Origin of the sequence: Aeromicrobium alkaliterrae (assembly GCF_039529015.1) — a bacterium.
Taxonomy (GTDB): Bacteria; Actinomycetota; Actinomycetes; order Propionibacteriales; family Nocardioidaceae; genus Aeromicrobium; species Aeromicrobium alkaliterrae.
In genome coordinates this window covers 83,809-110,765 of sequence record NZ_BAAAME010000002.1, presented here as the reverse complement: position 1 = coordinate 110,765, position 26,957 = coordinate 83,809, and the positions used below count along the sequence as shown (strand labels likewise).

Sequence of the window (26,957 nt, the reverse complement as noted above, 5' to 3'; positions counted from 1 at the left end):
GTGCAGACCGTGCTGACCGTCATCGCCGTCGTCCTGCTCGTCGTCCTCGCCCTCGTGGCCCTGCTGGCCGGGCGCGCCCTGTGGGCCACCCGCCACGCCCGCCGGCGCCTGCGGGAGCTGGGCGAGCTGCACCACCGCGAGGTCGCCCTGCTGCTCGGTCGCGCCTCGGCACCGCGGGACGCCAAGCCCGCCGTCGGCACGCTCGTGCGCACCGACGACGTCGTCGCCCTGGTGCCGGCGACGACCGGTCAGGAGGTCGTCGTCCCGCTCGAGGCCGTCACGGCCGCCTCGACCACGACGTCGTTCCGAGGGCGCAGCTTCGCCGAGCCCGTGCTGCTCCTGACGTGGGAGCTGCACGGGACCGGCGACGCCGCCGTCCTGCGGGTGGCCGACCCGGACGGGTGGGTCGAGGAGCTCAGCCGGCCGCGGTGAGCCGGCGCAGGTGGTGACCGATCTCGGCCGCCACCGCCGTCGCCAGTGCCGCCGGGGTGTCCCCCGCCGGCTCAGGCAGCACGTGGTGCACCGTGCCCTGCTCGCGAAGCTCGAGCACCGAGACCCGCTGCTGCTCCGCCATCTGCGCCGCGTGCTCGACGTCGCCGTGCACGATCGCGCTGGCGCCCTCGGGCGGCAGCGGCGAGAGCCAGGCGTGCTCGGTGGCCAGCGTGACGTCGGCGGGCAGCAGCGCCAAGGCGCCACCACCGCAGCCCTCCCCCAGCAGGACCGAGACGGTCGGCACCCGCATCGTCGACATGGTCGCGATGCAGCGAGCGATCTCGCCGGCGATCGAGCCCTGCTCGGCCTCCGGTGAGAGCTCCGCACCCGGGGTGTCGACGACCGAGACCAGCGGGAGACCCAGCTCGTTGGCCAGGCGCATGCCGCGACGAGCCTCCCGCAGCGCGCCGGGCCCCATCGGCGACTCGGGGGTCTGACGCGTGCGGTCCTGACCGATCACGACGCACGGGACGCCGTCGATCCGGGCCAGCGCCACGAGCATCGCGCTGTCACGCTCGCCCTCGTCGGTGCCCTGCAGCCGCAGGGTCGTGTCACTGCCGTGCCGCAGCAGGTCGCGCACGCCGGCACGGTCGGCACCGCGGGTGACCTCGATCGAGGCCCAGGTGTCGTGGTCCGCTGCAGCGGGGACCTCGCCCTGGCGCCGCTCGCGGGAGGAGTCCGACGCCGGGTCCAGCAGGATCCCGAGCGCGTGCTCCACGACGGCCGGCAGGTCCTCGACCTTCACGACCGCGTCGATGATGCCGCGATCGGCGAGGTTCTCGCTGACCTGCACCCCCGGCGGGAACGGCCGGCCGTTCAGGAGCTCGTAGACCTTCGGCCCCAGGAACCCGACCAGCGCACCCGGCTCGGCCACCGTCACGTGCCCCAGCGAGCCCCACGAGGCGAACACGCCGCCGGTCGTCGGGTGCCGCAGGTGCACGAGGTACGGCAGCCCCGCCGCGCGGTGCGCCATGATCGCGCGGCTGATGTCGACCATCCGCACGAAGGCCGGGGTGCCCTCCTGCATGCGCGTGCCGCCCGAGGCGGTCGACGCGAGCAGCGGCAGCCCCTCGGCGGTCGCCCGCCGGACGGCCGCCACGATGCGCGCGGCCGCGTCGCGACCGATCGACCCGGCCAGGAAGCCGAACTCGTTCAGCACGAACGCCACCGGCCGGCCACTGACGGTGCCGCGGCCGGTCACGATCGACTCGTCGACGCCGCTGCGCTCGGTGGCCCGCTCGAGCTCGGCCCGGTACTGCTCCGAGTAGCTGCTGCGGTCGATCGGCTCGTCCCAGGAGACGAAGGAGCCCTCGTCGAGGACGAGGCCGATCAGGTCCTGCGAGGAGACGCGCTCAGCCACGACCCAGCTCCGCCCGGATCGACGCGCCGTGCTGGTCGAGCACCGGCGGAGCCGCGTGGTCGCGGTTCGTCGTCTCCTCGTCGCCGTCGAAGAACCGCAGCGGCGGCCCGGGGAGCTGGATGCCGCCCAGCGTCGCATGGTCCACGTCGATGAGCAGGCCCTGGCTGTGGGTCTGGTCCCAGGCGAAGACCTCGTCGATCGTGCGGACCTTGCCGGCCGGGATGCCGACCTCGGCCAGACGGGTCAGCAGCTTCTCCGCCTCCCACTCCGCGAAGACGCGCTCCACGATCTCGACGACCTCCTCGCGACGCGCGACCCGCTCGGGATTCGTGGCGAACCCCTCCATCGCGGGGTCGAGGTCGAAGCCCTCGCAGAAGTCGCGCCACAGCCCCTCGCTGCCCACCGCGATCTGCACCGCGCCGTCGGCGCACCGGAACAGGCCGTAGGGCGAGATCGACGCGTGGTGGTTGCCCGCCGCGCGGCCGACCGTCTCGGCGATGGTCCAGCGGGTGCCCTGGAAGCCCAGGACGCCGACCGTCGCCGAGAGCAGCGACGTGCGCACGACCTGGCCCTTCCCGGTGCGCTCGCGCTCGTGCAGCGCCGCGAGCAGACCGTAGGCGCCGTACATGCCGCCGAGGATGTCCGAGATCGGCGTGCCGACCTTCTGCGGGTCGTCGGCGCCGGACCCCGTGATCGACATCAGGCCGGCCTCGCCCTGGGCGATCTGGTCGTAGCCGGAACGCCCGCCCTCGGGGCCGTCGTGGCCGAAGCCCGTGATCGACAGGACGACGAGGCGCGGGTTGCGCTCCATCAGCGTGTCGAAGCCCAGGCCCAGGCGGTCGAGCACGCCCGTGCGGAAGTTCTCGACGAGGACGTCGGCCCGGTCGACGAGGTCCAGCAGCACCTCGCGGTCGGCGTCGTCCTTCAGGTTGAGCGCGATCGACTCCTTGTTGCGGTTGGCCGACAGGAAGTACGTCGACTCCCGGTCCTCGGGCACGCCGTCGTCGGCCGAGCCCACGTGGCCGTCGCCGTCGGACTCGGGCCATCGGAACGGCGGGCCCCAGCCGCGGGTGTCGTCGCCGTGACCCGGAGCCTCGACCTTGACGATGCGGGCACCGAGGTCGCCCAGCATCATCGTGGCGTGCGGGCCTGCGAGGGCTCGGGACAGGTCGACGACCAGCAGGTCGGACAGCGGTCCTCCCATGGTCACGCCCCCCAGCCCGGCAGCACGAGCGCGGCCCAGACGAGCAGCGGTCCGGCGACCACGACGATCACGCTGTAGCGGATGATCTGCGAGTAGTACTTCTGCTCGCTGATCGTGTCCGGACGGTTGGCGAGCATCAGCGCGCCGTTGGTCGAGAACGGGCTGACGTCGACGATCGTCGAGCTCACCGCGAGGGCCGCGACGAACATCGCCGGGTGGATGCCGCCCTCGACGATCAGCGGGATCGCGATCGGGACGATGACGGGCAGCAGGGCGGTCGAGGACGCGAACGCCGAGACGACACCGCCGACGTAGCAGAGGATCAGCGCGCCGATCACGACGGCGCCGAGGCCGGCGGCCCACTTCCCGACGAACTCCGGCGAGCCGGCCTGCGTCAGGATCGCGGCGTAGGTGCTGACGCCGGCGACGAGCAGGACGGTCGGCCATGCGATCTGGTTGACCGCGCCCTTGTGCTGGTTGCCCGAGAGCATCGCCAGGATGACGGCCGCGGTGATCGCGACGAAGCCGATGTTCTTGTCGAAGACCAGCGCCGTGACGGCGGTGCCGACGAAGGCCAGCAGCGTCAGGACCTGCTCCAGGCGGACGCCGGAGGTCTGCGTGCCCATCAGCGTGTCGGTGCCCTGGCCGCGGGTCGAGACGGGGTTGCCGCCGGTCGAGCCGTCGGCGTGGACGCCGCCCTCGACCTCCTCGTCGGGCTCGATGCGCTGCGACATGAGGCGTCGGCCGCCGAGGGCGAAGAACAGGATCGTGGCCATGATCAGGTTGACGATCAGGCTCGCGAGGAAGACCGTCATCTCGCTGACCGGCAGGCCGTTCTCCTCCATGACGGAGTTCGTGATCGTGCCGTAGATGCTGATCGGGCTGAAGCCGCCGCCCTGCGCGCCGTGCACGACGAACATGCCCATCATGAGCGGGCTGATGTTGTAGCGGCCGGCGAAGCCGAGGGCGATCGGGCCGATGATGGCGCACGCGGCGGGGCTGGCCGCGCCGATCGCGGTCAGCAGCGCGGTGACGCCGAACATGACCCACGGGATCAGCGCGACGCGACCGCCGACGGCCTTCACGGCTGTCTCCACGATCAGGTCGACCGTGCCGTTGTTGCGCGCTATCGCGAACAGGTACGTGACACCGATCAGTGTCAGCACGAGGTCACCGCTGATGCCGGCGAGGATCTCCTTCTCGTCCAGGTCCAGCGCGTACATGCCGACGAGCCACGCGGCGACGTACGCCAGCGCGCCCATGTTGATCGGCAGCAGCGTGCCGATGACGAACAACGCGACCAACGCGATGATCGCTACCCATTCCGGTCCCATGAGGGCCTTCTTCCGTCCCGTGTGACTGGCGTCACTTCTAGTGGTTCAGTGGCCTAGCCAATAGGTCAATGTGATCTTTGTCAATACGATGTCGCCATGTCACGCCTGGAATCGCTCCGACCGGTGCAACGTCCCCGCCTGTACGAGCAGGTCGCGGGCCAGATCACGGAGTGGATCACCGACAACGGCGTCCGTGCCGGTGACCGCCTGCCGCCCGAGCGCGAGCTCGCGACGCAGCTCGGAGTCAGCCGCGCCACGATCAGCCAGGCGCTCGTCGCCCTCGAGGTGGTCGGCGCGGTCGTGGTGCGTCACGGCGACGGCGCGATCGTGACCGACGTCGCCGGCACGCCGCGCATCGTCGAGGCGATCCGCGCGCACGCCAAGCGCCTGCCCGAGATCCTCGACGCCCGCGACGCGCTCGAGACGAAGATCGCGGCCCTGGCAGCCGAGCGGCACACCCCCGAGCAGGTCGACGCGATCGACGCGGCGCTCGACGCGATGGAGGCCGACATCGACGCCGGCGGCCGCGGGGTCGAGGGCGACGAGCTCTTCCACGCGGCGGTCACGGCCGCGGCCGGCTCGGAGCTGCTCTCCAAGATGATGCGCGAGATCGGCGAGCTCGTCCTCGAGACACGCATCGAGTCGCTCGGCCAGCCCGGACGCCCCCGCGAGTCCCTCGCGGCGCACCGCCGCATCGCCGCCGCGATCCGCGCCGGCGACCCGGCTGCGGCCGCGCTCGCGATGCACCAGCACGTCATGCAGGTCAGCGACGTCGCCATCCTGAACGACTGACGTGACCCTGCTCGAACAGCTGGCGATCGTGCTGGCGGGTCTCGGCGCGGGCATCGCGACCTCATCGATCGGCGTCGCCTCCCTGGTCAGCTTCCCGGTGCTGATCGCGCTGGGCGTGCCGCCCATCGCCGCCAGCTCGTCCAACACCGTCGGTCTCGTCCCGGCCGGGGTCACCGGCACGCTCGGCTACCGGCGCGAGCTCGCGGGTCGGCGCCGCCTCGTCTGGTCGGTCGTCGCGCTCAGCGGCCTGTTCGCGATCGCCGGGGCCCTGCTGCTCCTGCAGCTGCCCTCGGACGTGTTCGAGAGCCTCGTGCCGTGGCTCATCCTGTTCGCGTGCCTGCTCGTCGGCACCCAGCCGCGCATCTCGGCGTACCTCAAGCGGCGCAAGGAGGCAGCGACGGGCGAGGCAGCGGCCGGCGACCGCACCGAGATGACCCCCGCCCTCGCCGCGGGAACCGCTGCGTGCGGGGTCTACGGCGGCTACTTCGGCGCGGGCCAGGGCGTCATGATGGTCGCCGTGCTGGCCTTCGGGCTCGACCTGTCGCTGGCCGTCATCAGCGCCCTCCGCACGCTCGCGGTGTTCGCCTCCAACGTCGTCGCGACGGTGATCTTCCTGTTCATCGCGCCCCTGCAGTGGGACGTGATCGGGCTCCTCGCAGTGGGCTCGATCGTGGGAGGGTGGATCGGGGCGCAGATCGGGCGCCACCTGCCGGCGGGCGTGTTCCGTGCCCTCGTCGTGGTCGCCGGCGTCGTGGTGGCGGTCAGCTACTGGATCTAGGAGGAGGGGTTCGCATGCGCAGGAGTCGCGAGTCCGCCGTGGTGTTCCTGCTGCTCGCGCTGAGCTTCGCGACGATCGGCTTCACGCAGGACCGCGGCGCCGGGACGGCGTGGCTCGCCCTGGGCGTGGCCTTCGCCGTGATCGGTGTCGTGCAGCTCGACGACCGACGGGACTAGCCCGAGGCGTCGACGCGTCGGGTCACCGACTCGATGCGGACCGTCAGGTCCTGCAGCTCCTCGAGGATCGCGGTCGCGGTCCAGATGCGCTGGCTGCGGCGTCCCTTCACGGTCAGGACGCCGGCGTCCTCGAGGCGGTCGATCCCGTGCCGCAGCTCGGCCCCGGCGTAGCCCGTGCCGAGCGAGGCGAGGTCGACCGTGATGATCGGCTCGGCCACCAGCAGGCGCAGCAGCCGGTGCTCCGGGCTGCCGGGGAGCACGCCGCCGAGCGACTCCTCCCACTCGCGACTGATCTCGTGGATCGTGGTGGCCGTGCGCCGCGCCTCGTGGCTCGCGACGAGCGTGGCGTTCGTCAGCATGCCGACCATGGGCCGCGCGTGGCCCTCGCGGTAGGCGGCGAGCGCGTCGAAGTACCGGTCGCGGTGGGCGACGAGTCCCGAGGCGATCGGCACCGTGAGGTTGCGGGTGGCACGGCGGCGGCGCAGGATCGCGTGGATCAGCGTGCGGCCGATGCGGCCGTTGCCGTCCACGAAGGGGTGGATCGACTCGAACTGCGCGTGCACGACGGCCGCCTGCACCAGGACCGGCACGTCGTCGCGGTTCGCGAAGGCGAACAGGTCCTCGAGGTACCCCGCGACCGTGTCGGGCGGCGGCGGCACGAAGAGCGCGTTGCGCGGCGAGTAGTCGCTGCCGCCGATCCAGTTCTGGACCGTGCGGGTCCTGCCCGCCTTCGTGTGCATCTCGGGGTGCCGCTCGAAGAGCTGGTGGTGCGCGGCGAGCATCGCCTCCAGGCGGAGCTGCCCCGTGCGCCCGGCGTCGCCGATGACGTCGGCCAGCGCCCGGGTGGCGGCCGCCATCGAGACCGCCGAGGCGTTGGCGCGGCCGCCGTGCAGGGCCTTGCCGTAGTCGCCGAGGCTGGCCTCGATGTTCTCGATCTTCGACGACGAGACCGACTCGGTGCGCAGCAGCAGCTGGTCGAGTGCTCCCAGCTTGCGTCCGTGGGTCAGGTCGAGCTGGGCCAGGCCGGCGAGGGCGGAGTCCATCGTGACCTTGAGCGATCGGTCGTGCGTCATCGACAGCCCGGCGATCGTGGGAGGCCGGCGGACGACGATCTCTCGCACGGCCCGGTCGGCCCGCGGGCCTTGCGGGACGGTCTGCGTCCACGGCACGACCTCGTCGACGTGCGGCGCCCAGTCGAGCGGGCGGTCGGCGTCGGGGATCGTCACCGGTCCAGTCTGGCAGCCCGGGTGGCAGCGAGAGCCAGGTCACCACGCCACGGGTCACCGTGCCCGGGCAGCACGAGATCGGCGTCGAGCCGCCCGATGACGTCGAGCGCGGCGACGGCACGGTCCGGGTCGTGGTCGAAGAAGCTCGGCAGCAGCTGCGGTCCCGGACGGCGCAGGAGCGGGTGGCCCGTCACGAGCGCGTCCCCCGTCGCCACGGCGCCGGCCTCGGGCAGGAGGTACGCCGTGCTGCCCGACGTGTGGCCCGGGACGTGGACCGGCACGGGCCTGCCCGGCAGGTCGAGCGGACCGTCCGCCGCGAACGCCGCCGCGTGCGCCACGACCGGGTGCTGCGTCGCCCCGGCGCGCGTGATCCGCAGCGACCAGCGGGCGACCGCAGGCCGCCAGGCCCGCTTGGCGACGTCCGTGGGCGTCGCGCTCTCGTGCCGCTCCCCCGTCGCGTTCGGGACCTCGTCGGGGTGCATCAGCGCGGGCGTGCCGTAGCGCTCGTGCAGGTGGTTGAGGGCGCCGACGTGGTCGACGTGCGCGTGCGTCACGAGCACGGCGCGCACGTCCTCGGGGCGGTGTCCGATCTCGGCGATCGAGGCCTCCAGGGCGGCCACGTCGCCCGGGTACCCGGCGTCGATCAGCGTCAGGTCACGTCCCTCCCGCAGGAGGATCCAGTTGACGGCGGTGCCCTCGACGCAGAACTCGTCCTTCCCGATCCGGAACATGTCGTGCGACGCTAGCAACGACGCGTCGAAGGGACCAGTCATGAGCCAGACGATCACCCCGAACCTGTGGTTCGAGCGCGACATCGAGGAGTCGATCTCGTCCTACGTGGCGCTGTTCGACCCGGTCGCTCCCGGAGGTGCCGAGGTCACGGCCACGAGCCGTTACCCGACCGAGGGGCTGCTCGACTTCCAGGAGCCGATGTCCGGCTCCGTGCTGACGATGGACTTCCGCCTCGGCGACACGGCCTTCACCGCGATCAACGGCGGACCGGCGTTCCGGCCGAACGCGTCGATCTCGTTCGGGGTGGCCCTGGCCGAGCGGGCCGACGTCGACCAGGTCTGGGCCGCGCTGTCCGACGGCGGGCACGTGCTGATGGACCTGGGCGAGTACCCGTTCAACCCGTACTACGGCTGGGTCGAGGACCGCAACGGCTTCTCGTGGCAGCTGTCGCTGGCCGCGGCCGACGCCGGGCCGCGCCCGTTCGTGGTGCCGTCGCTGCTGTTCGCCGGCGACGCCGTGGGCCAGGCCGGCGCCGCCCTGCGGCACTACGTCGACGTCCTCGGCGGCGAGGTCGGCGTCCAGGCGCCCTACCCGGAGCCGAGCGGCCCGGCAGCGGCGGGCGACCTGATGTACGCCGACGCCCTGCTGGGCGACAGCCTCGTGTCGGCGATGGACTCCGGCGTCGAGATGGACGCCCCGTTCACCGAGGCCGTGTCGTTCTCGGTCTCGTGCCACGGCCAGGAGGAGCTCGACCGCGTGTGGGCCGGGTTGTCCCGGGTTCCCGAGGCCGAGCAGTGCGGGTGGTGCCGTGACGAGTTCGGCGTGAGCTGGCAGGTCGTCCCGGCGAACCTGGGCGAGCTCATGCAGCGCCCGGACGCCTACGCGAAGCTCATGGCGATGCACAAGATCGTCATCGCCGACTTCTGACGAGCCACGGCAGCAGGATCTCGGCCGCGAGCGGTGCGAGCAGCAGGTCACCCGGCGCGTCCGGGTCGACCCAGCGCGACTCCTCGATCTCGGCCGCGACCCGGTGGTCGGGCGAGCCCAGCTCGAGCAGGAACGCGTGCGCGACGAGGTCGTGGCCGGGCTCGTTGGCGGCCTCGGTGCGGAACGTGCCGAGCGGCTGCAGCGCGGACGGCTCGACCAGCAGGCCGATCTCCTCAGCCAGCTCGCGCACCAGCGCGTCGACGTGCGACTCCCCCGCCTCGGGCTTCCCGCCGGGGTTCATGAATGCGCGAGTGCCGCGCTTGCGGACCAGCAGCGTGCGCCCCTCGGGGTCGACCACGGTGGCGGCCACGACCTCGATGACAGGAGGCTGGGTGTCTCCGGGAGCGCTCACGGCACCATGATGGCCCCATGTCGATCGGTACCCCGCTCAGCCCGTCCGCCACCCGTGTCCTGCTGCTCGGATCCGGCGAGCTCGGCAAGGAGGTGACGATCGCGCTCCAGCGTCTGGGCGTCGAGACGATCGCGGTCGACCGCTACGCCGACGCACCCGCGATGCAGGTCGCGCACCGCAGCCACGTCGTCGACATGACCGATCCAGCCGCCGTGCGCGCCGTGGTCGAGGCCGAGCGGCCGCACCTCGTGGTGCCCGAGATCGAGGCGATCGCGACGGAGGCCCTGCTGGCGATCGAGGCCGAGGGTCTCGCGACCGTCATCCCCACGGCACGGACGACGGCGCTGACGATGAACCGCGAGGGCATCCGCCGGCTCGCCGCCGAGGAGGTCGGGCTGCCGACGTCGCCCTACCGCTTCGCCGACTCGGCCGAGGAGCTCGCCGCGGGTGCCGAGGCCGTCGGGTTCCCGTGCGTGGTCAAGCCCGTCATGTCGTCGTCGGGCAAGGGTCAGAGCGTCGTGCGATCAGCCGAGGACGTCGCCGGCGCGTGGGCCTACGCCGCCGCGGGCGGGCGGGTCGACTCCGGCCGGGTCATCGTCGAGGGATTCGTCGACTTCGACTACGAGATCACGCAGCTCACGGTGCGCGCGGTGGGCGCCTCGGGCGAGGTCGAGACGTTCTTCTGCGACCCGATCGGTCACCGCCAGGTCGACGGCGACTACGTCGAGTCGTGGCAGCCGCAGGCCATGAGCGAAGCGGCCCTCGCGGCGGCCCGCGACCAGGCCGAGCGGATCACGGGGGCGCTCGGGGGGCGCGGGCTGTTCGGCGTGGAGCTGTTCGTGCGCGGCGACGAGGTCATCTTCTCCGAGGTCAGCCCGCGTCCGCACGACACCGGTCTGGTCACGCTCGCGACGCAGCGGCAGAACGAGTTCGAGCTGCACGCCCGCGCGATCCTCGGCCTGCCGGTCGACCCGACGCTGCGCCGCCCAGGCGCCTCGGCCGTCGTGTACGGCGGGCTCGAGGCCGTCGGCATCGCCTTCGAGGGCGTCGCCGAGGCGCTGGCCGTCCCCGAGTCCGACCTGCGCCTGTTCGGCAAGCCCGAGTCGTTCACCCGCCGCCGCATGGGCGTCGCCGTCGCCGGCGGCGACACGACCGACGAGGCCCGCGCCCGCGCCACCGAGGCCGCCTCCCGCGTCCACCCCGTCGCCTCGGGAGGGGCGGTGAGTTAGCCACCGATGACGGCCCCATTCGGTGGCTGAGGCACCGCCCTAGGTGAAACACTCACCGCCCCACGGCATCGCGCGGTGGCAGGGCACCGGAAGCGACCAATCCCGCGTCCACGGCCAAGCCGCCCGGACCAGGGGCGGCCGGCCGGGGCGCGCCGTCACATTCGGCAGCCGTCTCCGGTGGGGGTCAGGTAAAGGTGCCGTGGCGGCCCTCGCCGCCGGCGAAGCGGGCGGCACCCCGCGTCGCCTCCTGGAGCGACACCACCCCGTGGTCCCACTCGCCCGCGATGGCGGCGTTGAGGTCGAGGCCGTCCTGCTCGTGGACCGAGAGGCGGTCCTGGCGCAGGCAGGTCTGCGGGAACGCCGCCAGCTCCTCCGCCAGGGCGACCGCGGCCTCGAGCACGGCGCCCGGCTCGCTGACGCGATTCGCGAGCCCGATCGCCAACGCCTCGTCGGCCTCGACGGCCCGCCCCGTCAGGACCAGGTCGAGCGCGCGTGACTGCCCGATGAGCCGCGGCAGCCGCACCGTGCCGCCGTCGATCAGCGGCACACCCCAGCGGCGGCAGTAGACGCCGAACACCGCCGCAGGGTCGACCACGCGCAGGTCGCACCACACCGCGAGCTCGAGCCCGCCTGCCACCGCGTGGCCGTCGACGGCCGCCACGACGGGCTTGCCGAGCAGCAGCCGCGTCGGGCCCATCGGGCCCGGCACGTCGTCGCCGCCCGGCGGCTCCACGTGCATGCGGCCCTCGCTCACCGCGCCCAGGTCGGCGCCCGCGCAGAACGTGCCGCCGGCCCCGGCCAGCACGGCCACGGACGACGTGTCGTCGGCGTCGAACGCGCGGAAGGCCGCGTGGAGCGCGTGCGCGTGCTCGGTGTCGACCGCGTTGCGGACCTCGGGGCGGTTGATCGTGACGACCGTGACGGGACCACGGCGCTCGACGTCGATGCTCATCCCCACAGGGTGCCGCCTAGGCTCGGTCCATGGCCACCGTCATCCTCGTCCGGCACGGCCGGACGACCGCCAACGCCTCGGGCCTGCTGGCCGGTCGCACCCCGGGCGTCCTGCTCGACGAGACCGGCGAGGAGCAGGTCGACGCGACCGGCGAGCGCCTGGCCGTCGTGCCGCTCGTCGCGCTGGTCTCCAGTCCGCTCGAGCGCTGCCGCCAGACGACCGAGGCGATCGCCCGACGTCAGGCGACGCGCCCACCCCTGACCGTCGACGACGCGATCTCCGAGTGCGACTACGGCGAGTGGCAGGGTCGCTCGCTGGCCGACCTGGCGGGCGAGGACCTCTGGAAGACCGTCCAGCAGCACCCCTCGGCGGCTGCGTTCCCGGGCGGTGAGTCGATCCACACGATGCAGTCACGGGCGGTCGCCGCGATCCGGGCCCACGACGCCGCCGTCACGGCCGAGCACGGCTCCGAGGCCGTCTGGGCGGCGGTGAGCCACGGCGACATCATCAAGGCCGTCATCGCCGACGCGTACGGCATGCACCTCGACCTGTTCCAGCGCGTGCAGGCCGATCCGGCCTCGGTCACGATCATCCGCTACGGACGCTCCCGCCCCCACGTGGTCAGCGTCAACACCCACGCCGGCGACCTGTCCTGGCTCGCGGCGACCCCGCCCAGCGAGGACGCCGCGGTCGGCGGAGGGGCAGGACCAGGCGCGACTCCACCGAAGGGCTCCTAGCATGGAGGACATGGCTCCCACCGTCCACGCGTTCGACTGGCCCGACCGCTTCGTGGTCGGCACGGTCGGCACCCCGGGCGACCGGACGTTCTTCCTGCAGGTCCGCACGGGCCAGGAGATCGTCAGCGTGTCGCTCGAGAAGCAGCAGGCGTCCGCCCTGGCCGATCGCATCGACGAGGTGCTCGACACCCTGATGGCCGAGGACGGCAACCCGTTCAGCGTGCCGAGCGGCACGCCGGTCGAGCTCGAGGACACCGATCCGCTCGACGAGCCCGTCGACGACCTCTTCCGCGCGGGCACGATGAGCCTCGGCTGGGACCCGAACATCTCGCAGCTCGTGGTCGAGGCCTACGCGATCGCCGAGATCGACGTCGACGCGCTCGAGCCGGACGCGCTCGAGCTGCGCGACGGGATCCTCGAGATCGACCTCGAGCCCGACGAGCTGCTGCGGGTCACGATCCCGGTGGGCAGCGCCCGTGCGTTCGCCAAGCGAGCCCGCGACGTCGTGGCCTCCGGTCGACCGGTCTGCTCGCTCTGCGGCGAGCCGATGGAGGGCGACCACGTCTGCGAGCTGCCCGACGGCTTCCGGTGACCGACCTGCTCACGGACGAGCTGACGCTCGTCGCGCAGATCCGCTCCGCCTCGAACGTCACGCTCGTCGGGCGCATCGGCGACGCGGAGCACGGCACGGCCGTGGTCTACAAGCCGGTCTCGGGCGAGCGACCGCTGTGGGACTTCCCTGACGGCACCCTCGCCGGACGCGAGGTCGCGGCCCACCTCGTCTCGGAGGCGACGGGCTGGGACGTCGTGCCCCGCACCTGGCTGCGCGACGGACCGGTCGGCCCCGGCATGGTGCAGCTGTGGTGCGAGGCCGACCCGGCGCAGGAGGCCGTCACGCTGGTGCCCGCCGAGGACCTGCCCGACGGATGGCACCACGTGATCGACGGCCTGGACGCCGACGAGAACCTGGTCTCGCTCGTGCACGAGGAGTCCGAGGCCCTGCGGCGCATGGCCGTGTTCGACGTCCTCACGAACAACGCCGACCGCAAGGGCGGCCACGTGCTCGAGATGGCCGGCGGACACCGCCACGGCATCGACCACGGACTCACGTTCCACGCCGAGCACAAGCTGCGCACGGTCCTGTGGGGCTGGATCGGCGAGCCGCTGACGACCGAGGAGCTCGCCGGGGTCGACCGCGTCCGCGGCGCCCTCATGGGCGACCTCGGCACGGCGCTGGCCGAGCACGTCACGGCCGAGGAGGTCGAGGCCCTCGCGGCCCGCTGCGACCGGCTCTACGACGAGGCGGTCTTCCCCGCACCGACCGGCCACATGCCCGCCGTGCCCTGGCCGCCCTTCTGAGGCTGCCGGATCCGGGCAGCCGTGACCGAGGCGAGGAGCGCGACGACCACCGCGAGGCCGACCAGCAGGGTCGCCCCGACGACGGGCGCGGAGTCCACGAAGCCCGCGAAGACGACGCTGCCGAGCGCCAGCACGGTGCTGGTCACGAGGTAGTCGTTGAGCTGCAGGGCCGACGAGCTCGAGCCGTAGCTGCCACCGTCGGCGGCGTCGAGCACCAGCACCGAGATCGTCGAGAACGCCATGCCGATGCCCAGGCCCCCGACACCCCAGAACGCGACGGGCACGGCCAGCGGCACTGCGGCAACCGCGGCGAGGGCTGAGCCAGCGATGCCGACCGCGACCAGCGCGGCGCCGAGGCGCACCCGCAGGACCTTGTCGGCGAGTCGCTCCCAGCGTGCGGCGAGCATCGCGCCGGCGCACCACGTGACCGCGCCCGAGGTCAGCACCGCGCCGACGGCGACGAGCGGGAGGTCGCGGCCGAGCACCAGGAGCAGCGGGAGGTTGACCTCCGCGAGCGTGAACGAGGCCCCCACGGCGCCGCGGGTGCCGATCATGCTCGGCACACCACGGGCCCCGCTCCACGCGCCGCGCGGCAGCAGGCGCAGCCCGGCCCCGACCGCCAGGACCACACCTCCGGCCACGACGAGCCACCATCCCGTGAAGCCGCGCTGTCCCCCGGCACTGACCGCGAGCACGCCACCAGCGGCCGCGACGGCGAGCCACAGCACGCGGCTGGAGAGCGGCGACGGACCGGGTGCCTCCCGCCGTCCCAGCCCCGCTGACCTGACCATCCACCACGCGGCGACCGCGAGGACCGGCACCGCGAGGAAGACCCAGCGCCAGCCGGCCACCGCTGCCACGCCGGCGGCGATGCTCGGCCCGACCACGGCCGGCAGCACCCAGGCGCTCGTGAGGATCGCGAACACCCGGGGCCGCAGGTCGCCGGGGTACGCCTCGGCGATCACGACGTAGAGCGCGATGCCGAGCGCACCGCCGCCGGCCCCGTGGAGGAGGCGTCCCGCGATGAACACCGGCATCGTCGGTGCGAGGCCCGCCACGACCACGCCGACGCAGAACACGACCAGGCCGACGTTGAGCACCGGCAGCGGGCCCAGCCGGTCGGCGGCCGGCCCGGCGACGACGAGCGCGAGGATCGACGTCGCGAGCGGGGCCGCGAACGCCACCGCGTACAGCCCGAGGCCGTCGAGGTCACGCACGACGTCCGGCATCACGGTCGCCACGGCGAGCGCCTCGAACGCGAACAGGAACGCGAGCGAGAAGACCCCGATCGTCGTCGAGGCGTAGCGGCGCGACCAGGGACTCACGGGATCAGCACCACCTTGCCGGTCGTCCGCCGCTCCTCGAGCGCACGGTGCGCCTCGGCAGCATCAGCGAGCGCGAAGGACGTCACGAGCGGGACCCGTGTGCCGTCCTGGGCCGCGTCGATCGCCTCCCGCTCGAACCGCGTGAGGTTCTCCACCATGTAGGGGCCGAGCACGTCGACCACGCGTGGACCGGCGTCGCCGTACTCGTTCTGCTCCCCCGACGACCAGCCGTAGCGGACAAGTCGACCCTCGGGCACCAGGCGGGCGAACAGCCGTCGGCCGACGGCTCCACCGACGCCGTCGAGCACGAGGGTGAGGTCGGGGACGTCGCCGTCGTCGACGACGAACTCGGCGCCGAGGTGCTCCACGAGGTCGCGCTTCGACGGGCTGGCGAGGCCAAGAACCCGGGCACCCGCGTGCCGGGCGGCCTGCACCAGCAGCACCCCGAGCCCGCCGGCCGCCGACGTCACCGCGACGACGTCGTCGGGCGTGAGGCCCGCCAGCGAGACGATCCCGGCTGCCGTGCGGCCCGTGCCGACCGCTGCGACCGCGACCTCCGCCGACATGCCGTCCGGGACCGCGTAGGCGCGATCGGCGGCGACGACCGCACGCTCGGCGTACCCGCCGCTGGCCATCCCGAGGTGCGCGACCACCCGCCTCCCGACCCAGTCCGGCTCGATCCCCGGGCCGACCGCGTCGACGACGCCCGCGACCTCCCGGCCGGGCACCATCGGCAGGTCAGGCACGCCCATCGGGGTGCTGGGATCGCCCGAGCGGATGGACGTGTCCAGCAGGTGCACGCCCGCGGCCTCGACGGCGACGCGGACCTGCCCCTCGGCGGGCTCGGGGGTGGGCAGCTCCTCGAGCTGCAGGACGTCGGGAGGGCCGAACCGGTGCTGTCTGATCGCGCGCATGTTCCGATGCAACAACCTCAAGTATGGTTGAGGTCAAATGACCACCACGATGCTCTCCCCCGGCGAGGTCTCGAGCCGTTCCGGCGTCGCCGTGTCGGCGCTCCACTTCTACGAGCGCAACGGACTGATCACGAGCGAGCGCACCGCCGGCAACCAGCGCCGGTACCGGCGTGACGTGCTGCGTCGGATCGGCTTCATCCGGGTCTCGCAGCGGATCGGCATCCCGCTCGCCGACATCGCCGCCGCCCTGGCGACCCTGCCCGAGGGCCGCACGCCGACGAAGGCCGACTGGACCCGCCTCTCGCGCTCGTGGCGCACCCAGCTCGACGACCGCATTGCGCGCCTCGAGTCCCTGCGCGACGACCTTGACGGCTGCATCGGCTGCGGCTGCCTCTCGCTGCGCTCCTGCACGCTCTACAACCCGGGCGACGAGCTCGCGGAGCGTGGGCCCGGACCGGTCAGGCTCGAGCAGCCTCCGGCTCCTTCGGCCGGTACACGAACGTGACCAGCACGACCGAGATGATCATGAGCAGGAACCACGAGACGAACTTCGTGAACGGAACGACCTCCCAGCCGTCGAGCTGGCTCGGGTAGAGCCACGCCCCGGCCGCGGTGGCGACGTTCTCCGCGATCCAGATGAAGAACGCCACGAGGGCGAACGCGACGACGACCGGCATCCGCAGCACGTGCCGGTGCACGCGGAAGTGCATGACGCACCTGCCCCACAGCAGCAGCACCGCGGCGAGCAGGACGTACCGCAGGTCGATGACGTAGTGGTGCGTGAAGAAGTTCGCGTAGATGCCCGCGGCGACGAGCACCGTGGCCCACAGCGGCGGGTACCGCGTGAACCGCAGGTCGAACAGTCGCATGACGCGCACCAGGTACGAGCCCACCGCGGCGTACATGAAGCCGCTGTACAGCGGCACGGCCCCGAGGTGCAGGACGCCGCCACCCTCGTAGCTCCACGAGCCGACGGAGGTCTTGAACAGCTCCATGCCCGTGCCGGCGACGTGGAACAGCACGACGACCCAGAGCTCACGACCCGTCTCCAGACGTCCGAGCACCATGCCGACCTGGATCGCGACGGCCAGGAGCACGAGCAGGTCGTTGCGGTCGAGCGCGGCAGCCTCCGGATACGCCACGGCCGTCACGACCAGCACGAGCAGCATCAGGGCGCCGAAGACGCAGGCCCAGGCCTGCTTGATCCCGAAGACGAGGAACTCGACCAGGTACCCGCGCCAGCCGGTCGACGGTGCACCCTCCAGCCGACCTCGCGCCCACGCGAGGATCCGCCGTTCCAGCGAGGTCGCGTCACCGCCCGGCAGCTCGTCCACGGCGCCAGCGTAAACGCCCGGAGGAACGAACCCGGTCAATACCCTTCACGCATCAATCCATCCAGTAAGAGTGTTGGACGTGGATCAATCCCGTTCCTAGGGTCTGTGGTGAACGCCACACCTTTGTCGAGGGAGATCCATGACCACGCTGACGCCCACCGAGCTCGCTGCCCACCTCGGGCAGGGACTGCTCTCGTTCCCCGTCACGCACTTCACGAACGACCTCGCCTTCGACGAGCCCGCTTACCGGGAGAACATCGAGTGGCTCGGCCAGTACGACGCCGCGGGCCTGTTCGCCGCCGGCGGCACCGGCGAGTTCTTCTCGCTCACGACCCCCGAGGTCGTCCAGGTCGTCTCCGCCGCGGTGGAGAGCGCCCCGGCGGGCACGCCCGTGCTGGCCCCGGCCGGCTACGGCACCCGCACCGCGATCGAGCTGTCGCAGGCCGCCGAGGCGGCCGGCGCGGCCGGCATCCTGCTGTTCCCGCCGTACCTGACCGAAGCCGGTCAGGAGGGGCTGTTCCAGCACGTCAAGGCCGTGTGCGACTCGACCTCCCTCGGCGTCATCATCTACAACCGCGCGAACGCGATCTACGACGACGTCACCGTCGCCCGTCTCGTCGAGGCGTGCCCGAACCTGATCGGCTTCAAGGACGGCGGCGGCGACGTCGACCAGATGACCCGCATCTACAGCCAGATCGGCGACCGCCTCCTCTACGTGGGCGGCCTGCCCACCGCCGAGATGTTCGCGCTCCCCTACCTGAGCCTCGGCCTGACGACCTACTCGTCGGCCATCTTCAACTTCGTGCCGCAGTTCGCGCTCGACTTCTACACCGCGGTCCGCGCGAACGACACCGACCACATCCGCACGGCGCTGAACGACTTCGTGATTCCCTACTGCAACCTGCGCAACCAGGGCCAGGGCTACGCGGTCAGCATCGTCAAGGCGGGCATGACCGCGGTCGGCCGCACGGCCGGCCCGGTGCGTCCGCCCATCACCGACCTGTCCGACAGCCAGCTCGCCGAGCTCACCGACCTCGTGAAGAAGGTGTCCTGACCGCATGACGTTCACCGCGATCAACCCCGCGACGGGCGAGCCCGTCGGCCCCGCGTTCCCCGAGCACGGTCCCGCCGACGTCGAGGCGGCCACGCTCAAGGCCGCCGCCGCCTTCCCGGCCTTCCGTGCGACGACCCCTGAGGTGCGCGCCGCGTTCCTCGAGTCGGTCGCCGCCCACATCGAGGCCTCGACCGACGAGCTGTGGCCGACGGTGCAGGCCGAGACGGGCCTGCCGCTCGGGCGGGTGCAGGGCGAGACCGGCCGCACGGTCGGCCAGCTGCGCCTGTTCGCGAAGGTCGTGCGAGACGGCGCCTGGCGCGACGTGCGCATCGACCCGGCGCTGCCGGACCGCGCTCCGCTCCCCCGCCCGGACCTGCGCCAGCGCGCGGTGCCGGTCGGCCCCGTCGCCGTGTTCGGCGCCAGCAACTTCCCGCTCGCGTTCTCGGTCGCCGGCGGCGACACGGCCTCGGCCTTCGCTGCGGGCTGCCCCGTCGTCGTCAAGGGCCACCCGGCGCACCCGGGCACGTCCGAGATCGTCGGTCGCGCCATCAGCGCTGCCGTCGCCGAGAGCGGGCTGCCCGAGGGCGTCTTCTCGCTCCTGCAGGGCACGACGCACGAGCTCGGCACCGCGCTCGTGACCGATCCCCGCATCAAGGCCGTGGGCTTCACCGGCTCGCGCGGCGGTGGACTCGCCCTCGTCGCGGCCGCCCAGGCCCGCCCCGTGCCGATCCCGGTCTACGCCGAGATGTCGGCCGTCAACCCGGTCTTTCTGCTCCCCGGCGCGCTCGAGGAGCGTGCGGGCGAGGTGGCGCGCGGGTTCGTGACCTCCCTGACCGGCAGCGCCGGCCAGCTCTGCACCAAGCCCGGCCTGGTCTTCGTGGCCGACGGCGCGGGTGCCGACGAGTTCGTGAAGGTCGCGAGCGACGCGCTCACCGACGTCGCGGCCGGTCCCATGCTGACCGCGGGCATCGCGGCCGCCTTCGACTCCGCGACCGACCGCACGGGCGGCACCGACGGCGTCACGCAGGTCGGCGCCGGCGCGGCCCCTGAGGTCCCGGTCTCCGCGACGCCGCGCCTGTTCGAGACGACCGACGCCGTGCTCGACGCCAACCCGAACCTGCACGACGAGATGTTCGGCCCGGCCGCACTCGTGGTGCGCGTCGCGGACCCGGCACGGCTGCCGGAGCTGGCCGAGCGCCTGGAGGGCCAGCTCACCGCGACCCTCCACCTCGGCGAGGGCGACGACGACCTCGCTCGCGACCTGATCGGCGAGCTCGAGCTCGTCGCGGGCCGCGTGCTCGTCAACGGCTGGCCCACCGGCGTCGACGTGGGCCACACGATGGTCCACGGCGGCCCGTTCCCCGCCACCTCGGCCCCGGCGACCACGTCGGTCGGCAGCCGTGCGATCGAGCGCTTCCTGCGTCCCGTCGCCTACCAGGACGTCCCCGCGGCGCTCCTGCCCCCCGAGCTGCGGGACGAGAATCCCTACAGCGTCCCCCGCACCGTCGACGGCCGCCTCGAGCCGGCCCCCACCCAGGAGTGACCATGACCGCCACCACCAGCGCCCTGTCCGGCCCCGACGCCGCGATCATCGCCGCGTCTTCCGGCCCGGGAACGGTCGACCGCATCGCCCACATCACGCTCTCGTCGGTGATCCTGCCGCTCGCGACGCCCATCAGCGACGCGAAGGTCCTGACGGGTCGCCAGAAGCCCATGACCGAGGTCGCGTTCCTCGTCGTGGAGATCCAGACCGAGAACGGCCACGAGGGCGTCGGCTTCTCGTACTCCAAGCGCGCCGGCGGCGCGGGCCAGTTCGCCCACGCCAAGGAGATCGGCGACGTGCTGATCGGCGAGGACCCGAGCGACATCGCGAAGCTGTGGGTCAAGCTCAGCTGGGCGGGCGCCTCGGTCGGCCGCAGCGGTCTGGCCACGCAGGCGATCGCCGCGTTCGACGTCGCGCTGTGGGACCTCAAGTCCAAGCGCGCGGGTCTGCCCCTGGCCAAGCTGATCGGCTCGCACCGCGACTCCGTGCGCACCTACAACACCTCCGGCGGCTTCCTGCACACGCCGATCGAGCAGGTCAAGGAGAACGCCGCCGCCTCGCTCGACGCCGGCATCGGCGCGATCAAGCTCAAGGTCGGCCAGCCCGACTGGCGCACCGACGTCGCCCGCGTGACGGCCGTGCGCGAGTTCCTCGACCCCGACGTGCCGCTCATGGTCGACGCGAACCAGCAGTGGGACCGCGCGACCGCGATGCGCATGGGCCGGATCTTCGAGGAGTTCAACCTCGTCTGGATCGAGGAGCCGCTCGACGCGTACGACGCCGAGGGCCACGCCGAGCTGCGTCGCTCGCTCGACACCCCGATCGCGACCGGCGAGATGCTGGCGAGCGTCGCCGAGCACCTGCACCTCATCGAGGTCGGTGCCCAGGACATCGTGCAGCCCGACGCCCCGCGCATCGGTGGCATCACGCAGTTCCTCAAGCTGACGACGATCATGGAGTCCAAGCAGCTCGAGCTGGCCCCGCACTTCGCGATGGAGATCCACGTCCACCTCGCGGCGGCCTACTCGATCGAGCCGTGGGTCGAGCACTTCGACTGGCTCGACCCGCTGTTCAACGAGTCGCTCGAGACGCGCGACGGCCGCATGTGGGTCTCGGACCGCCCGGGCCTCGGCTTCACGCTCTCCGAGCAGGCCCGCGCCTGGACCGTCGCCACGCACGAGTTCGGCAAGCGCGCCTGACGCACCGCCCCCCGAGCAGGCCCCCTCCACCCCGCGAGTGGAGGGGGCCTCGTGCGTTCCGCGGTCAGGTGAACGCCTCCGGCACTGACGGACAAGCGGCATGGACCACAGCGGTGGGCTCCGCCGAGAATTGACCACTTTGGGCCCATTCTGGCCGTAAAAATGGGCCCAAAGTGGTCACTTCTCGGCGGACCTGCAAGATGTGGTCAGTTCGGCATCGAATTCGGGCCGAAATCGGGACCTTCGTGACCACATCGTGCGGTCGCCCGGGGGTGGAGGGCCCGGAGCCTTTCGCGGTCCATGCTGCTTGTCCGTGGGTTCTGCCGTGCCGATCCGACCGTGGTTTCGAGGCTCGCGCCCTAGCGGGCACTCACACCTCAACCAGCGGACGTGACCCGTCCGGCCGGCATCGTGAGGTTGATCTTCGCGGCACCCTCGCCACGGCGCTTGGCCAGGCGCACGGCCGCATCCACGTCCTCGAGGTCGAGGAAGCGCTCGAGGCAGTGGTCGACCGCGATGTCGCCCGCCGCGATCAGGCCCATCGCCTCGTGGAAGGACGCGAGGCCGGGCTCGAGCTGGGCGCCGTTGACCCACTCGATCGACACGTTGCGACGGAAGGCCAGGAACGACGGGTAGGGCGCGTCACCGCTGACCTCCGGGTAGCCGAAGAACCCGACGGTGCCGCTGTGGCGGACGATCTCGATCGCCTCGGCGCGCAGGGCGTCGTAGCCCGCGGCCTCGACCACGAGGTCGGCACCGACGTGGTCGGTGAGGTGGGCGACGACGTCGACGAGCGACTCGGTCGTCGGGTCGAGGATCCGCGTCGCACCGAGCCGCCGCGCGAGTGCCCGCCGCTCCCGGTCGGGCTCGGACACGACGACCTGCGCGTACCCGAGCCGGCGCAGGTGCTGCACGAAGTACAGCCCCGCGGACCCGGCACCGATCACGACCGCCGTCCCGGTGGCCGGGTCGACGTCGGGACGGACGAACTTCTTCATCGCGAAGACCGTGGTGCCGAGCTGCTGCGCCATGAGTCCGCGCTGCAGCGTCACCCCGTCGGGCACCGGCACGAGGTAGGCCTCGGGCACGACCTGGAGCTCGGCGAAGCACGCGCCCAGCCAGCCGGGCGGCACCGTGAGCACCCGGTCCCCCACGGCGAAGCGCTCGGACCGCGACTCCTCCACGACCCCCACGCCCTCGTGCCCCGGGTAGCCGGGCTCGCCGAAGCGCTCGGGCCGGTGGAAGCCGTCGAGCACGACGTGGGTGTCGGACCCGCAGATCGAGGCGTGGTGCATCCGCACCAGGACCTCACCGGACGCAGGCACGGGGTCGGGGAAGTCAGCGACCTCCACGACCCCGGCCTGCCGCATGAACGCGGCGCGCATCAGGAGCTAGGGCTTGACGGCGAGCACGGGGCGCTCGCTGTCGAGCAGGATCCGCTGCGCGGCGCTGCCCATCAGGAGCTTGCCGACGACCGAGCGGTGGCGCAGCCCGATCACGATGACGGCGGCGTCGACCTCGTCGGCGATCGCCAGGATCGTGGCCGCGAGGTCGTCCTCGTGGTGGTCCTGCCGGACGGCGAGCTCGACGCCCGCCTCGGCAGCGGAGGCGACCAGCGCGGCGAGCGCTGCCTCGTCGGCCTGCGAGCTCGTCACCGGTGCACCCGATCGCGGGGAGTTCACGACCGTGAGCGAGGTCGAGCGACGCGCCGCCTCCTCGAGCCCGGCCCGGAACGCGGCCTCGCCCTCGGCGTTGGGGAGGTATCCCACCAGGACCGTCATACGAGCTCCTTCTCCTTGGTCTTGCTCTTGCTCTTCCACAGCTTCGCGATGAGCGGGAACGCGATCACCGCAACGAGGATCGCGACCAGCGTGCCCGAGATGGGCCGGCCGATGAAGCCGGTGGGGTCGCCACCGAACAGGATCAGCGAGCGGCGCAGCGCGGTCTCCAGCAGCACGCCGAGCACGAAGGCCAGGACCAGCGGCCCGGGCTCGAGCCCGACCTTCTTCATCAGGTAGCCGATCGCGCCGAACAGGCAGACCAGGAAGATGTCGAAGACGCTGTTGGCGATCGTGTAGGCGCCGATCAGCGTGATGAGCACCGTGATGGGGGCCAGGATCGCGGCGCGCACCTGCAGGATCTTCACGAAGATCCCGATGAGCGGGATGCTCATGATCAGCAGGAACACGTTGCCGATGTACATCGAGTTGACGACACCCCAGAAGATGTCCGGGTTGTCCTCGACGAGCTGCGGGCCGGGCGTGACGCCCTGGATCAGCAGCGCGCCGTAGATCACGGCGATCGTCGCGTTGGCCGGGATGCCGAGCGTCAGCAGCGGGATGAACGACGAGGTCGCGGCGGCGTTGTTGGCCGACTCGGGAGCGGCGACGCCCTCGATCGCACCCTGGCCGAAGCGCTCGGGGTTCTTGGAGCGCTTCTTCTCGTAGGCGTACGCCGCGAGCGACGACAGCACCGCGCCTCCGCCGGGCAGGATGCCGAGGAAGAAGCCGATGACCGACCCGCGGCCGATCGCACCGGAGGACTGCTTGAGCTCGGCCCTGCTGGGCAGCACCTTGGTGACCTTGGTGGGCGCCTTGGTGTTGTTGTGGCGGTCCTCGAGGTTGTAGAGGATCTCGCCGAGGCCGAACACGCCCATCGCGATCGGCACGAAGTCGATGCCGTCGCTGAGCTGGAGCACGTCGAAGGTGAAGCGCTCCGAGCCGGTGAAGCCGTCGCGGCCGATCGTGGCGAGGAGCAGGCCGATCGCTGCGGCGATGAGCGCCTTGACCAGCGTGCCGCTGCCGACCGACGCGACCAGCAGGATGCCCAGGATCGCGAGGATCGTGTACTCCGGCGGGCCGAAGTCGAGGGCGAAGGAGGCCACCAGCGGGGCGAAGAACGTCAGGCCGATGATGGCCAGCGTGCCGCCGACGAACGAGCCGATCGCGGCGATGCCGAGCGCGGCCCCGGCCCGTCCTTGCCGGGCCATCGCGTAGCCGTCGAAGACCGTGACGACCGACGACGCCTCACCGGGCAACCGGAGCAGGACGGACGTGATCGTGCCGCCGTACTGGGCACCGTAGAAGATGCCCGCGAGCATGATGATCGCCGTGACGGGCTCGACCGTCAGCGTGATGGGCAGCAGGATCGCGACCGTGGCGGCCGGGCCGAGGCCCGGCAGCACGCCGATCAGCATGCCGACCGTGACGCCGATCAGGCAGTAGAGCAGGTTCTCGGGCTGGAGGACGACCCCGAAGCCGTCGATGACAGGTGCAAAGTCCATCGTGGGGTCCTAGAAGAGGTGGGGGATGTTCGTCGACAGGCCGGTGACGAAGATCAGGTAGAAGACGACGGGCATCAGGACGGCGCCGATGAGCGACGATCGCCAGCCCTCGTTGCCGAGGACCTTGAGCCAGAAGAAGGCCAGGAGCGCGGCGGGGATCTCGAACCCGATGTTCCCGATCAGCAGCGTGAACGCGATCATCGAGGCGAGGCCGGAGGCGACGCGCCAGCTGTCGACGCTGAACTTCTCGCCGAAGCCCGCGGTGCGGGCGCGGACCACGAGCAGCAGGCCCAGCAGGATCAGCCCGACCGAGATCACGAGGGGCCAGGTGCCCGGGCCGGGCTGCGAGGCGCTGCCCAGCCCGAGCGAGCGGGAGCCGATGACGCCGGCCACCCCGAGCAGGGCCACGAGGGCACCGGTCGCGATGTTGGTGACCGGGCCGGCGGCGGGAGGCTTCTCGTCCTCCCACTGCGCCACGAGCTCCTCGACGGACTCAGGCTCGGCCTGGGTCGTCTCGGCGTGGTCCGGCGTCATCGGCGAGCTCACTTGGTCGACCCGAGGTCGATGCCGTACTCCTCCGTCAGCTGACGGTAGGTCTCGGCGGACTGGTTCCAGGCCTCGGCGAGCTCGTCACCGTCGAGCTCCTGCGGGCGGAGCAGGTTGGCCTCGTTGAAGTCCTGGTAGGCCTGCGTCTCGAAGGCCTTGGTGAACGCGTCGCGCAGCTGCGTGACGACGTCCTCGGACATGTCCTTCGGTCCGACGATGGCGCGCGCCTGGGCGACCTCGACCTCGTAGCCCTCCTCGACCGCCGTGGGCACGTCGTCGAGGAACTCGTTGCGATCGGCCGCGAAGGTCACGATCGGCGTGATGGTGCCGGCCTGGATCTGCGGCATGGCCTCACCGAGCTGGATGCTCGCGACGTCGACCTGGTTGCCGAGCACGGCGGTCAGCGCGGGCGAGCCGCCGTCGAACGGCACCGCGGTGCCGTCGATCTCGGCGAGCTGGAAGAGCAGCGCCGAGGAGAGCTGGCTGCCGGTGCCGGTACCGGTCGTCGCGTAGTTCAGCGCGCCGGCGGCCTTCAGGTCGTCGACCGTGTTGAGGCCGCTGTCGGCGTTGGAGACGAGCACGTAGTCGTCCTCGCTGATGCCGGTGATGACGGTGTAGTCGTCGAGGTTGATCGCGTCGTCCTCGGGGACCGTCAGGCTCGTGATGGCCACGAGCGAGAGGTTCATGACCATGAGCTCCTGGCCGTTGGGCGACTTGCTGGCGAGCTCCTTGGCCGCGAGCGCGCCGTTGGCGCCGGGCCGGTTGAGCACCGGCACCTCGACGCCGAGGTCGTCCGAGACCGGGTTGGCGAGCGCACGCGCGATGAGGTCGGTGCTGCCGCCCGGGTCCTGGCCGACGGTCAGGTTGATCGCGCCGTCGGGGAAGTTCTCGCCCGAGTCGTCGGACCCGAGGTTGCCGCCACCGCAGGCGCTCAGGCCGAGGGCGAGGGCCGCCACTCCGGCGAGCGTCCGCAGACGCTTCGTGGGGGATGCGGTCATGGGTGTCTCCATTTCGTCCGGGCCCGTGTGAGCGGGGTCACTCCGCTGGGCACGTGGCGACTTTAGGTAGCCGAGTCATGCATGTCCAAGCCCAATGGAACATGAGGTGATACCTTGCCTGCATCATGTTCTCACTCGACCAGCTGCGCGGCTTCGTCGCCGTCGCCGAGGAGCTCCACTTCGGTCGCGCGGCCGAGCGGCTGCTCATGACCCAGCCTCCCCTGAGCCGCCAGATCCAGAAGCTCGAGCGCTCCGTCGGGGTCCGTCTGCTCGACCGCGACAACCGCAAGGTCGCCCTGACCCCGGCCGGCGCCGCCTTCCTGAGCGAGGCGCGGCGCCTGCTGACGCTGGCCGACGTGGCGCCCGATCGTGCGCGCCGCATCGCCGCCGGGTCCGCCGGCACGGTGCGCATCGGCTTCACCGCCGCGTCGACGTACGGAACGCTGACGCGCGTGCTCAACGCAGCCGCCGACGCCGCGCCGGACATCGACCTCGACCTGTACGAGATGGTCACGGCCGAGCAGATCGCCGGACTCCAGTCGGGCGAGCTCGACCTCGGCCTGGCCCGTCCACCGTTCGACACCGAGCAGTTCGCCTCGCGCCTGCTCCACACCGAGGACATGGTCCTGGCGGTGCCGGACGGGCACTGGATGACCGCACTCGACCGTGACGTCACCGCCGACGACCTGGTGCAGGAACCGCTCATCATGCACTCGCCCACCAAGGCACGGTACTTCTACAACCTGGTCGTGCGGATCGTGCCCGTCGGCCAGCAGAACGTCGTGCACACCGTGAGCCAGATCCTGACGATGACCTGGCTCGTCGCCGGACACCGCGGCGTCGCGTTCGTGCCGGAGTCGGCCCAGGGGCTGCACATCGAGGGCGTCACCTACCTGTCGCTGCGCGGCGTGACCGACCAGCAGGCCGAGCTGCACCTGCTGTGGCCGCGCGACTCCGACAACCCGGCCCTGCAGACGGTCCTCGACGCCCTCGAGAACTGATACCGCTCGCGCATCACTCGATCCGGAGTTGATCTTGGACGGGAATCGCG

Annotated in this window: 29 protein-coding genes; 14 read left to right on the top strand and 15 right to left on the bottom strand. The window is 72.0% G+C overall.

The window, feature by feature from the left end; all coding sequences use genetic code 11:
- Positions 1-9 precede the first annotated feature (9 nt).
- Positions 10-432, top strand: a complete 423-nt coding sequence (locus ABD127_RS01485) for a hypothetical protein (RefSeq protein ID WP_344196971.1) — start codon at positions 10-12, stop codon at positions 430-432.
- On the opposite strand, the gene ABD127_RS01480 is transcribed toward ABD127_RS01485, so the two are convergent.
- From ABD127_RS01480 to ABD127_RS01470, 3 genes are read right to left on the bottom strand one after another with little or no spacing between them, the layout of a single operon-like run.
- On the bottom strand, positions 416-1,852 hold the full coding sequence (locus ABD127_RS01480; RefSeq protein WP_344196969.1) for a carboxyl transferase domain-containing protein: 1,437 nt from the start codon (positions 1,850-1,852) through the stop codon (positions 416-418). The two genes, ABD127_RS01485 and ABD127_RS01480, sit on opposite strands and share 17 nt — an antisense overlap.
- Complete coding sequence (locus tag ABD127_RS01475; protein ID WP_344196967.1) at positions 1,845-3,056, bottom strand: CaiB/BaiF CoA transferase family protein; 1,212 nt, start codon at positions 3,054-3,056, stop codon at positions 1,845-1,847. Before ABD127_RS01475 ends, ABD127_RS01480 begins: the two co-directional genes overlap by 8 nt.
- A gap of 2 nt (positions 3,057-3,058) precedes the next feature.
- Positions 3,059-4,390 (bottom strand): SLC13 family permease, encoded by a 1,332-nt coding sequence (locus ABD127_RS01470; protein WP_344196964.1) that lies wholly within the window; start codon positions 4,388-4,390, stop codon positions 3,059-3,061.
- A gap of 96 nt (positions 4,391-4,486) precedes the next feature.
- On the opposite strand from ABD127_RS01470, the gene ABD127_RS01465 reads away from it, so the two are divergent.
- From ABD127_RS01465 to ABD127_RS01455, 3 genes are read left to right on the top strand one after another with little or no spacing between them, the layout of a single operon-like run.
- Entirely contained in the window at positions 4,487-5,182 is a 696-nt protein-coding gene (locus tag ABD127_RS01465) for a FadR/GntR family transcriptional regulator (RefSeq protein WP_344196962.1), read from the top strand.
- 1 nt (position 5,183) lies between these two features.
- The gene (locus ABD127_RS01460) at positions 5,184-5,960 is read left to right on the top strand and encodes a sulfite exporter TauE/SafE family protein (protein ID WP_344196960.1); all 777 of its coding nucleotides are present in this window, start codon (positions 5,184-5,186) and stop codon (positions 5,958-5,960) included.
- A 14-nt stretch (positions 5,961-5,974) separates the two neighbouring features.
- Entirely contained in the window at positions 5,975-6,136 is a 162-nt protein-coding gene (locus ABD127_RS01455; RefSeq protein ID WP_344196957.1) for a hypothetical protein, read from the top strand.
- On the opposite strand, the gene ABD127_RS01450 is transcribed toward ABD127_RS01455, so the two are convergent.
- Together ABD127_RS01450 and ABD127_RS01445 are read right to left on the bottom strand one after the other, a co-directional pair.
- A complete protein-coding gene (locus ABD127_RS01450; RefSeq protein WP_344196955.1) occupies positions 6,133-7,362 on the bottom strand; it encodes a Fic family protein in 1,230 nt (409 codons plus the stop codon). The two genes, ABD127_RS01455 and ABD127_RS01450, sit on opposite strands and share 4 nt — an antisense overlap.
- The gene (locus ABD127_RS01445; protein ID WP_344196953.1) at positions 7,359-8,135 is read right to left on the bottom strand and encodes an MBL fold metallo-hydrolase; all 777 of its coding nucleotides are present in this window, start codon (positions 8,133-8,135) and stop codon (positions 7,359-7,361) included. Before ABD127_RS01445 ends, ABD127_RS01450 begins: the two co-directional genes overlap by 4 nt.
- On the opposite strand from ABD127_RS01445, the gene ABD127_RS01440 reads away from it, so the two are divergent.
- Positions 8,134-9,021 carry a VOC family protein gene (locus ABD127_RS01440; RefSeq protein WP_344196950.1) on the top strand — a complete coding sequence of 296 codons (888 nt, stop codon included), beginning with the start codon at positions 8,134-8,136 and terminating at the stop codon, positions 9,019-9,021. The two genes, ABD127_RS01445 and ABD127_RS01440, sit on opposite strands and share 2 nt — an antisense overlap.
- On the opposite strand, the gene ABD127_RS01435 is transcribed toward ABD127_RS01440, so the two are convergent.
- Entirely contained in the window at positions 9,005-9,433 is a 429-nt protein-coding gene (locus ABD127_RS01435; RefSeq protein ID WP_344196948.1) for an NUDIX hydrolase, read from the bottom strand. The two genes, ABD127_RS01440 and ABD127_RS01435, sit on opposite strands and share 17 nt — an antisense overlap.
- A gap of 17 nt (positions 9,434-9,450) precedes the next feature.
- On the opposite strand from ABD127_RS01435, the gene purT reads away from it, so the two are divergent.
- A complete protein-coding gene (purT, locus tag ABD127_RS01430; RefSeq protein WP_344196946.1) occupies positions 9,451-10,662 on the top strand; it encodes a formate-dependent phosphoribosylglycinamide formyltransferase in 1,212 nt (403 codons plus the stop codon).
- Positions 10,663-10,846: 184 nt separating this feature from the next.
- On the opposite strand, the gene ABD127_RS01425 is transcribed toward purT, so the two are convergent.
- The gene (locus ABD127_RS01425; protein WP_344196943.1) at positions 10,847-11,614 is read right to left on the bottom strand and encodes a crotonase/enoyl-CoA hydratase family protein; all 768 of its coding nucleotides are present in this window, start codon (positions 11,612-11,614) and stop codon (positions 10,847-10,849) included.
- 29 nt (positions 11,615-11,643) lie between these two features.
- Here ABD127_RS01425 and ABD127_RS01420 point away from each other — a divergent pair, with 29 nt between their 5' ends.
- Genes ABD127_RS01420 through ABD127_RS01410 form a run of 3 tightly spaced genes read left to right on the top strand, consistent with a single transcriptional unit; the run spans position 11,644 to position 13,710 of the window.
- A complete protein-coding gene (locus tag ABD127_RS01420) occupies positions 11,644-12,351 on the top strand; it encodes a histidine phosphatase family protein (protein WP_344196941.1) in 708 nt (235 codons plus the stop codon).
- 10 nt (positions 12,352-12,361) lie between these two features.
- On the top strand, positions 12,362-12,943 hold the full coding sequence (locus tag ABD127_RS01415) for a DUF3090 domain-containing protein (protein WP_344196938.1): 582 nt from the start codon (positions 12,362-12,364) through the stop codon (positions 12,941-12,943).
- Positions 12,940-13,710, top strand: a complete 771-nt coding sequence (locus ABD127_RS01410) for an SCO1664 family protein (protein WP_344196936.1) — start codon at positions 12,940-12,942, stop codon at positions 13,708-13,710. Before ABD127_RS01415 ends, ABD127_RS01410 begins: the two co-directional genes overlap by 4 nt.
- On the opposite strand, the gene ABD127_RS01405 is transcribed toward ABD127_RS01410, so the two are convergent.
- Complete coding sequence (locus ABD127_RS01405; protein ID WP_344196934.1) at positions 13,644-15,035, bottom strand: MFS transporter; 1,392 nt, start codon at positions 15,033-15,035, stop codon at positions 13,644-13,646. The genes ABD127_RS01410 and ABD127_RS01405 overlap by 67 nt on opposite strands.
- Positions 15,032-15,949 carry an alcohol dehydrogenase catalytic domain-containing protein gene (locus ABD127_RS01400; protein ID WP_344196932.1) on the bottom strand — a complete coding sequence of 306 codons (918 nt, stop codon included), beginning with the start codon at positions 15,947-15,949 and terminating at the stop codon, positions 15,032-15,034. Before ABD127_RS01400 ends, ABD127_RS01405 begins: the two co-directional genes overlap by 4 nt.
- A 37-nt stretch (positions 15,950-15,986) precedes the next feature.
- Here ABD127_RS01400 and soxR point away from each other — a divergent pair, with 37 nt between their 5' ends.
- Complete coding sequence (soxR, locus tag ABD127_RS01395; RefSeq protein ID WP_344196930.1) at positions 15,987-16,454, top strand: redox-sensitive transcriptional activator SoxR; 468 nt, start codon at positions 15,987-15,989, stop codon at positions 16,452-16,454.
- Here the strand turns inward: soxR and ABD127_RS01390 are convergent.
- Positions 16,408-17,283: a DUF817 domain-containing protein gene (locus ABD127_RS01390; RefSeq protein ID WP_344196928.1), complete on the bottom strand. Its 876-nt coding sequence runs from the start codon at positions 17,281-17,283 to the stop codon at positions 16,408-16,410. The genes soxR and ABD127_RS01390 overlap by 47 nt on opposite strands.
- A gap of 139 nt (positions 17,284-17,422) precedes the next feature.
- On the opposite strand from ABD127_RS01390, the gene kdgD reads away from it, so the two are divergent.
- The 3 genes from kdgD to ABD127_RS01375 are packed head-to-tail and all read left to right on the top strand — an operon-like array spanning position 17,423 to position 21,079.
- Positions 17,423-18,337, top strand: coding sequence for a 5-dehydro-4-deoxyglucarate dehydratase (gene kdgD, locus ABD127_RS01385; protein WP_344196926.1), 915 nt, complete (start codon positions 17,423-17,425; stop codon positions 18,335-18,337).
- 4 nt (positions 18,338-18,341) lie between these two features.
- Positions 18,342-19,880, top strand: a complete 1,539-nt coding sequence (locus ABD127_RS01380; RefSeq protein ID WP_344196924.1) for an aldehyde dehydrogenase (NADP(+)) — start codon at positions 18,342-18,344, stop codon at positions 19,878-19,880.
- A gap of 2 nt (positions 19,881-19,882) precedes the next feature.
- Positions 19,883-21,079 (top strand): L-talarate/galactarate dehydratase, encoded by a 1,197-nt coding sequence (locus ABD127_RS01375; RefSeq protein WP_344196922.1) that lies wholly within the window; start codon positions 19,883-19,885, stop codon positions 21,077-21,079.
- 377 nt (positions 21,080-21,456) lie between these two features.
- Here ABD127_RS01375 and ABD127_RS01370 read toward each other — a convergent pair whose 3' ends face one another.
- The 5 genes from ABD127_RS01370 to ABD127_RS01350 are packed head-to-tail and all read right to left on the bottom strand — an operon-like array spanning position 21,457 to position 25,906.
- A complete protein-coding gene (locus ABD127_RS01370) occupies positions 21,457-22,464 on the bottom strand; it encodes a zinc-dependent alcohol dehydrogenase (RefSeq protein ID WP_344196919.1) in 1,008 nt (335 codons plus the stop codon).
- Between the two features lie 6 nt (positions 22,465-22,470).
- Entirely contained in the window at positions 22,471-22,860 is a 390-nt protein-coding gene (locus ABD127_RS01365; protein WP_344196917.1) for a universal stress protein, read from the bottom strand.
- Positions 22,857-24,362: a tripartite tricarboxylate transporter permease gene (locus tag ABD127_RS01360; RefSeq protein ID WP_344196915.1), complete on the bottom strand. Its 1,506-nt coding sequence runs from the start codon at positions 24,360-24,362 to the stop codon at positions 22,857-22,859. The genes ABD127_RS01365 and ABD127_RS01360 overlap by 4 nt, the downstream gene beginning before the upstream one ends.
- 9 nt (positions 24,363-24,371) lie before the next feature.
- Positions 24,372-24,896, bottom strand: a complete 525-nt coding sequence (locus ABD127_RS01355; protein WP_344196913.1) for a tripartite tricarboxylate transporter TctB family protein — start codon at positions 24,894-24,896, stop codon at positions 24,372-24,374.
- An 8-nt stretch (positions 24,897-24,904) separates the two neighbouring features.
- Positions 24,905-25,906: a Bug family tripartite tricarboxylate transporter substrate binding protein gene (locus tag ABD127_RS01350; RefSeq protein WP_344196911.1), complete on the bottom strand. Its 1,002-nt coding sequence runs from the start codon at positions 25,904-25,906 to the stop codon at positions 24,905-24,907.
- 125 nt (positions 25,907-26,031) lie between these two features.
- Between ABD127_RS01350 and ABD127_RS01345 the strand changes: the two genes are divergently transcribed.
- On the top strand, positions 26,032-26,907 hold the full coding sequence (locus ABD127_RS01345) for a LysR family transcriptional regulator (protein ID WP_344196909.1): 876 nt from the start codon (positions 26,032-26,034) through the stop codon (positions 26,905-26,907).
- The last annotated feature ends 50 nt before the right edge of the window (positions 26,908-26,957 follow it).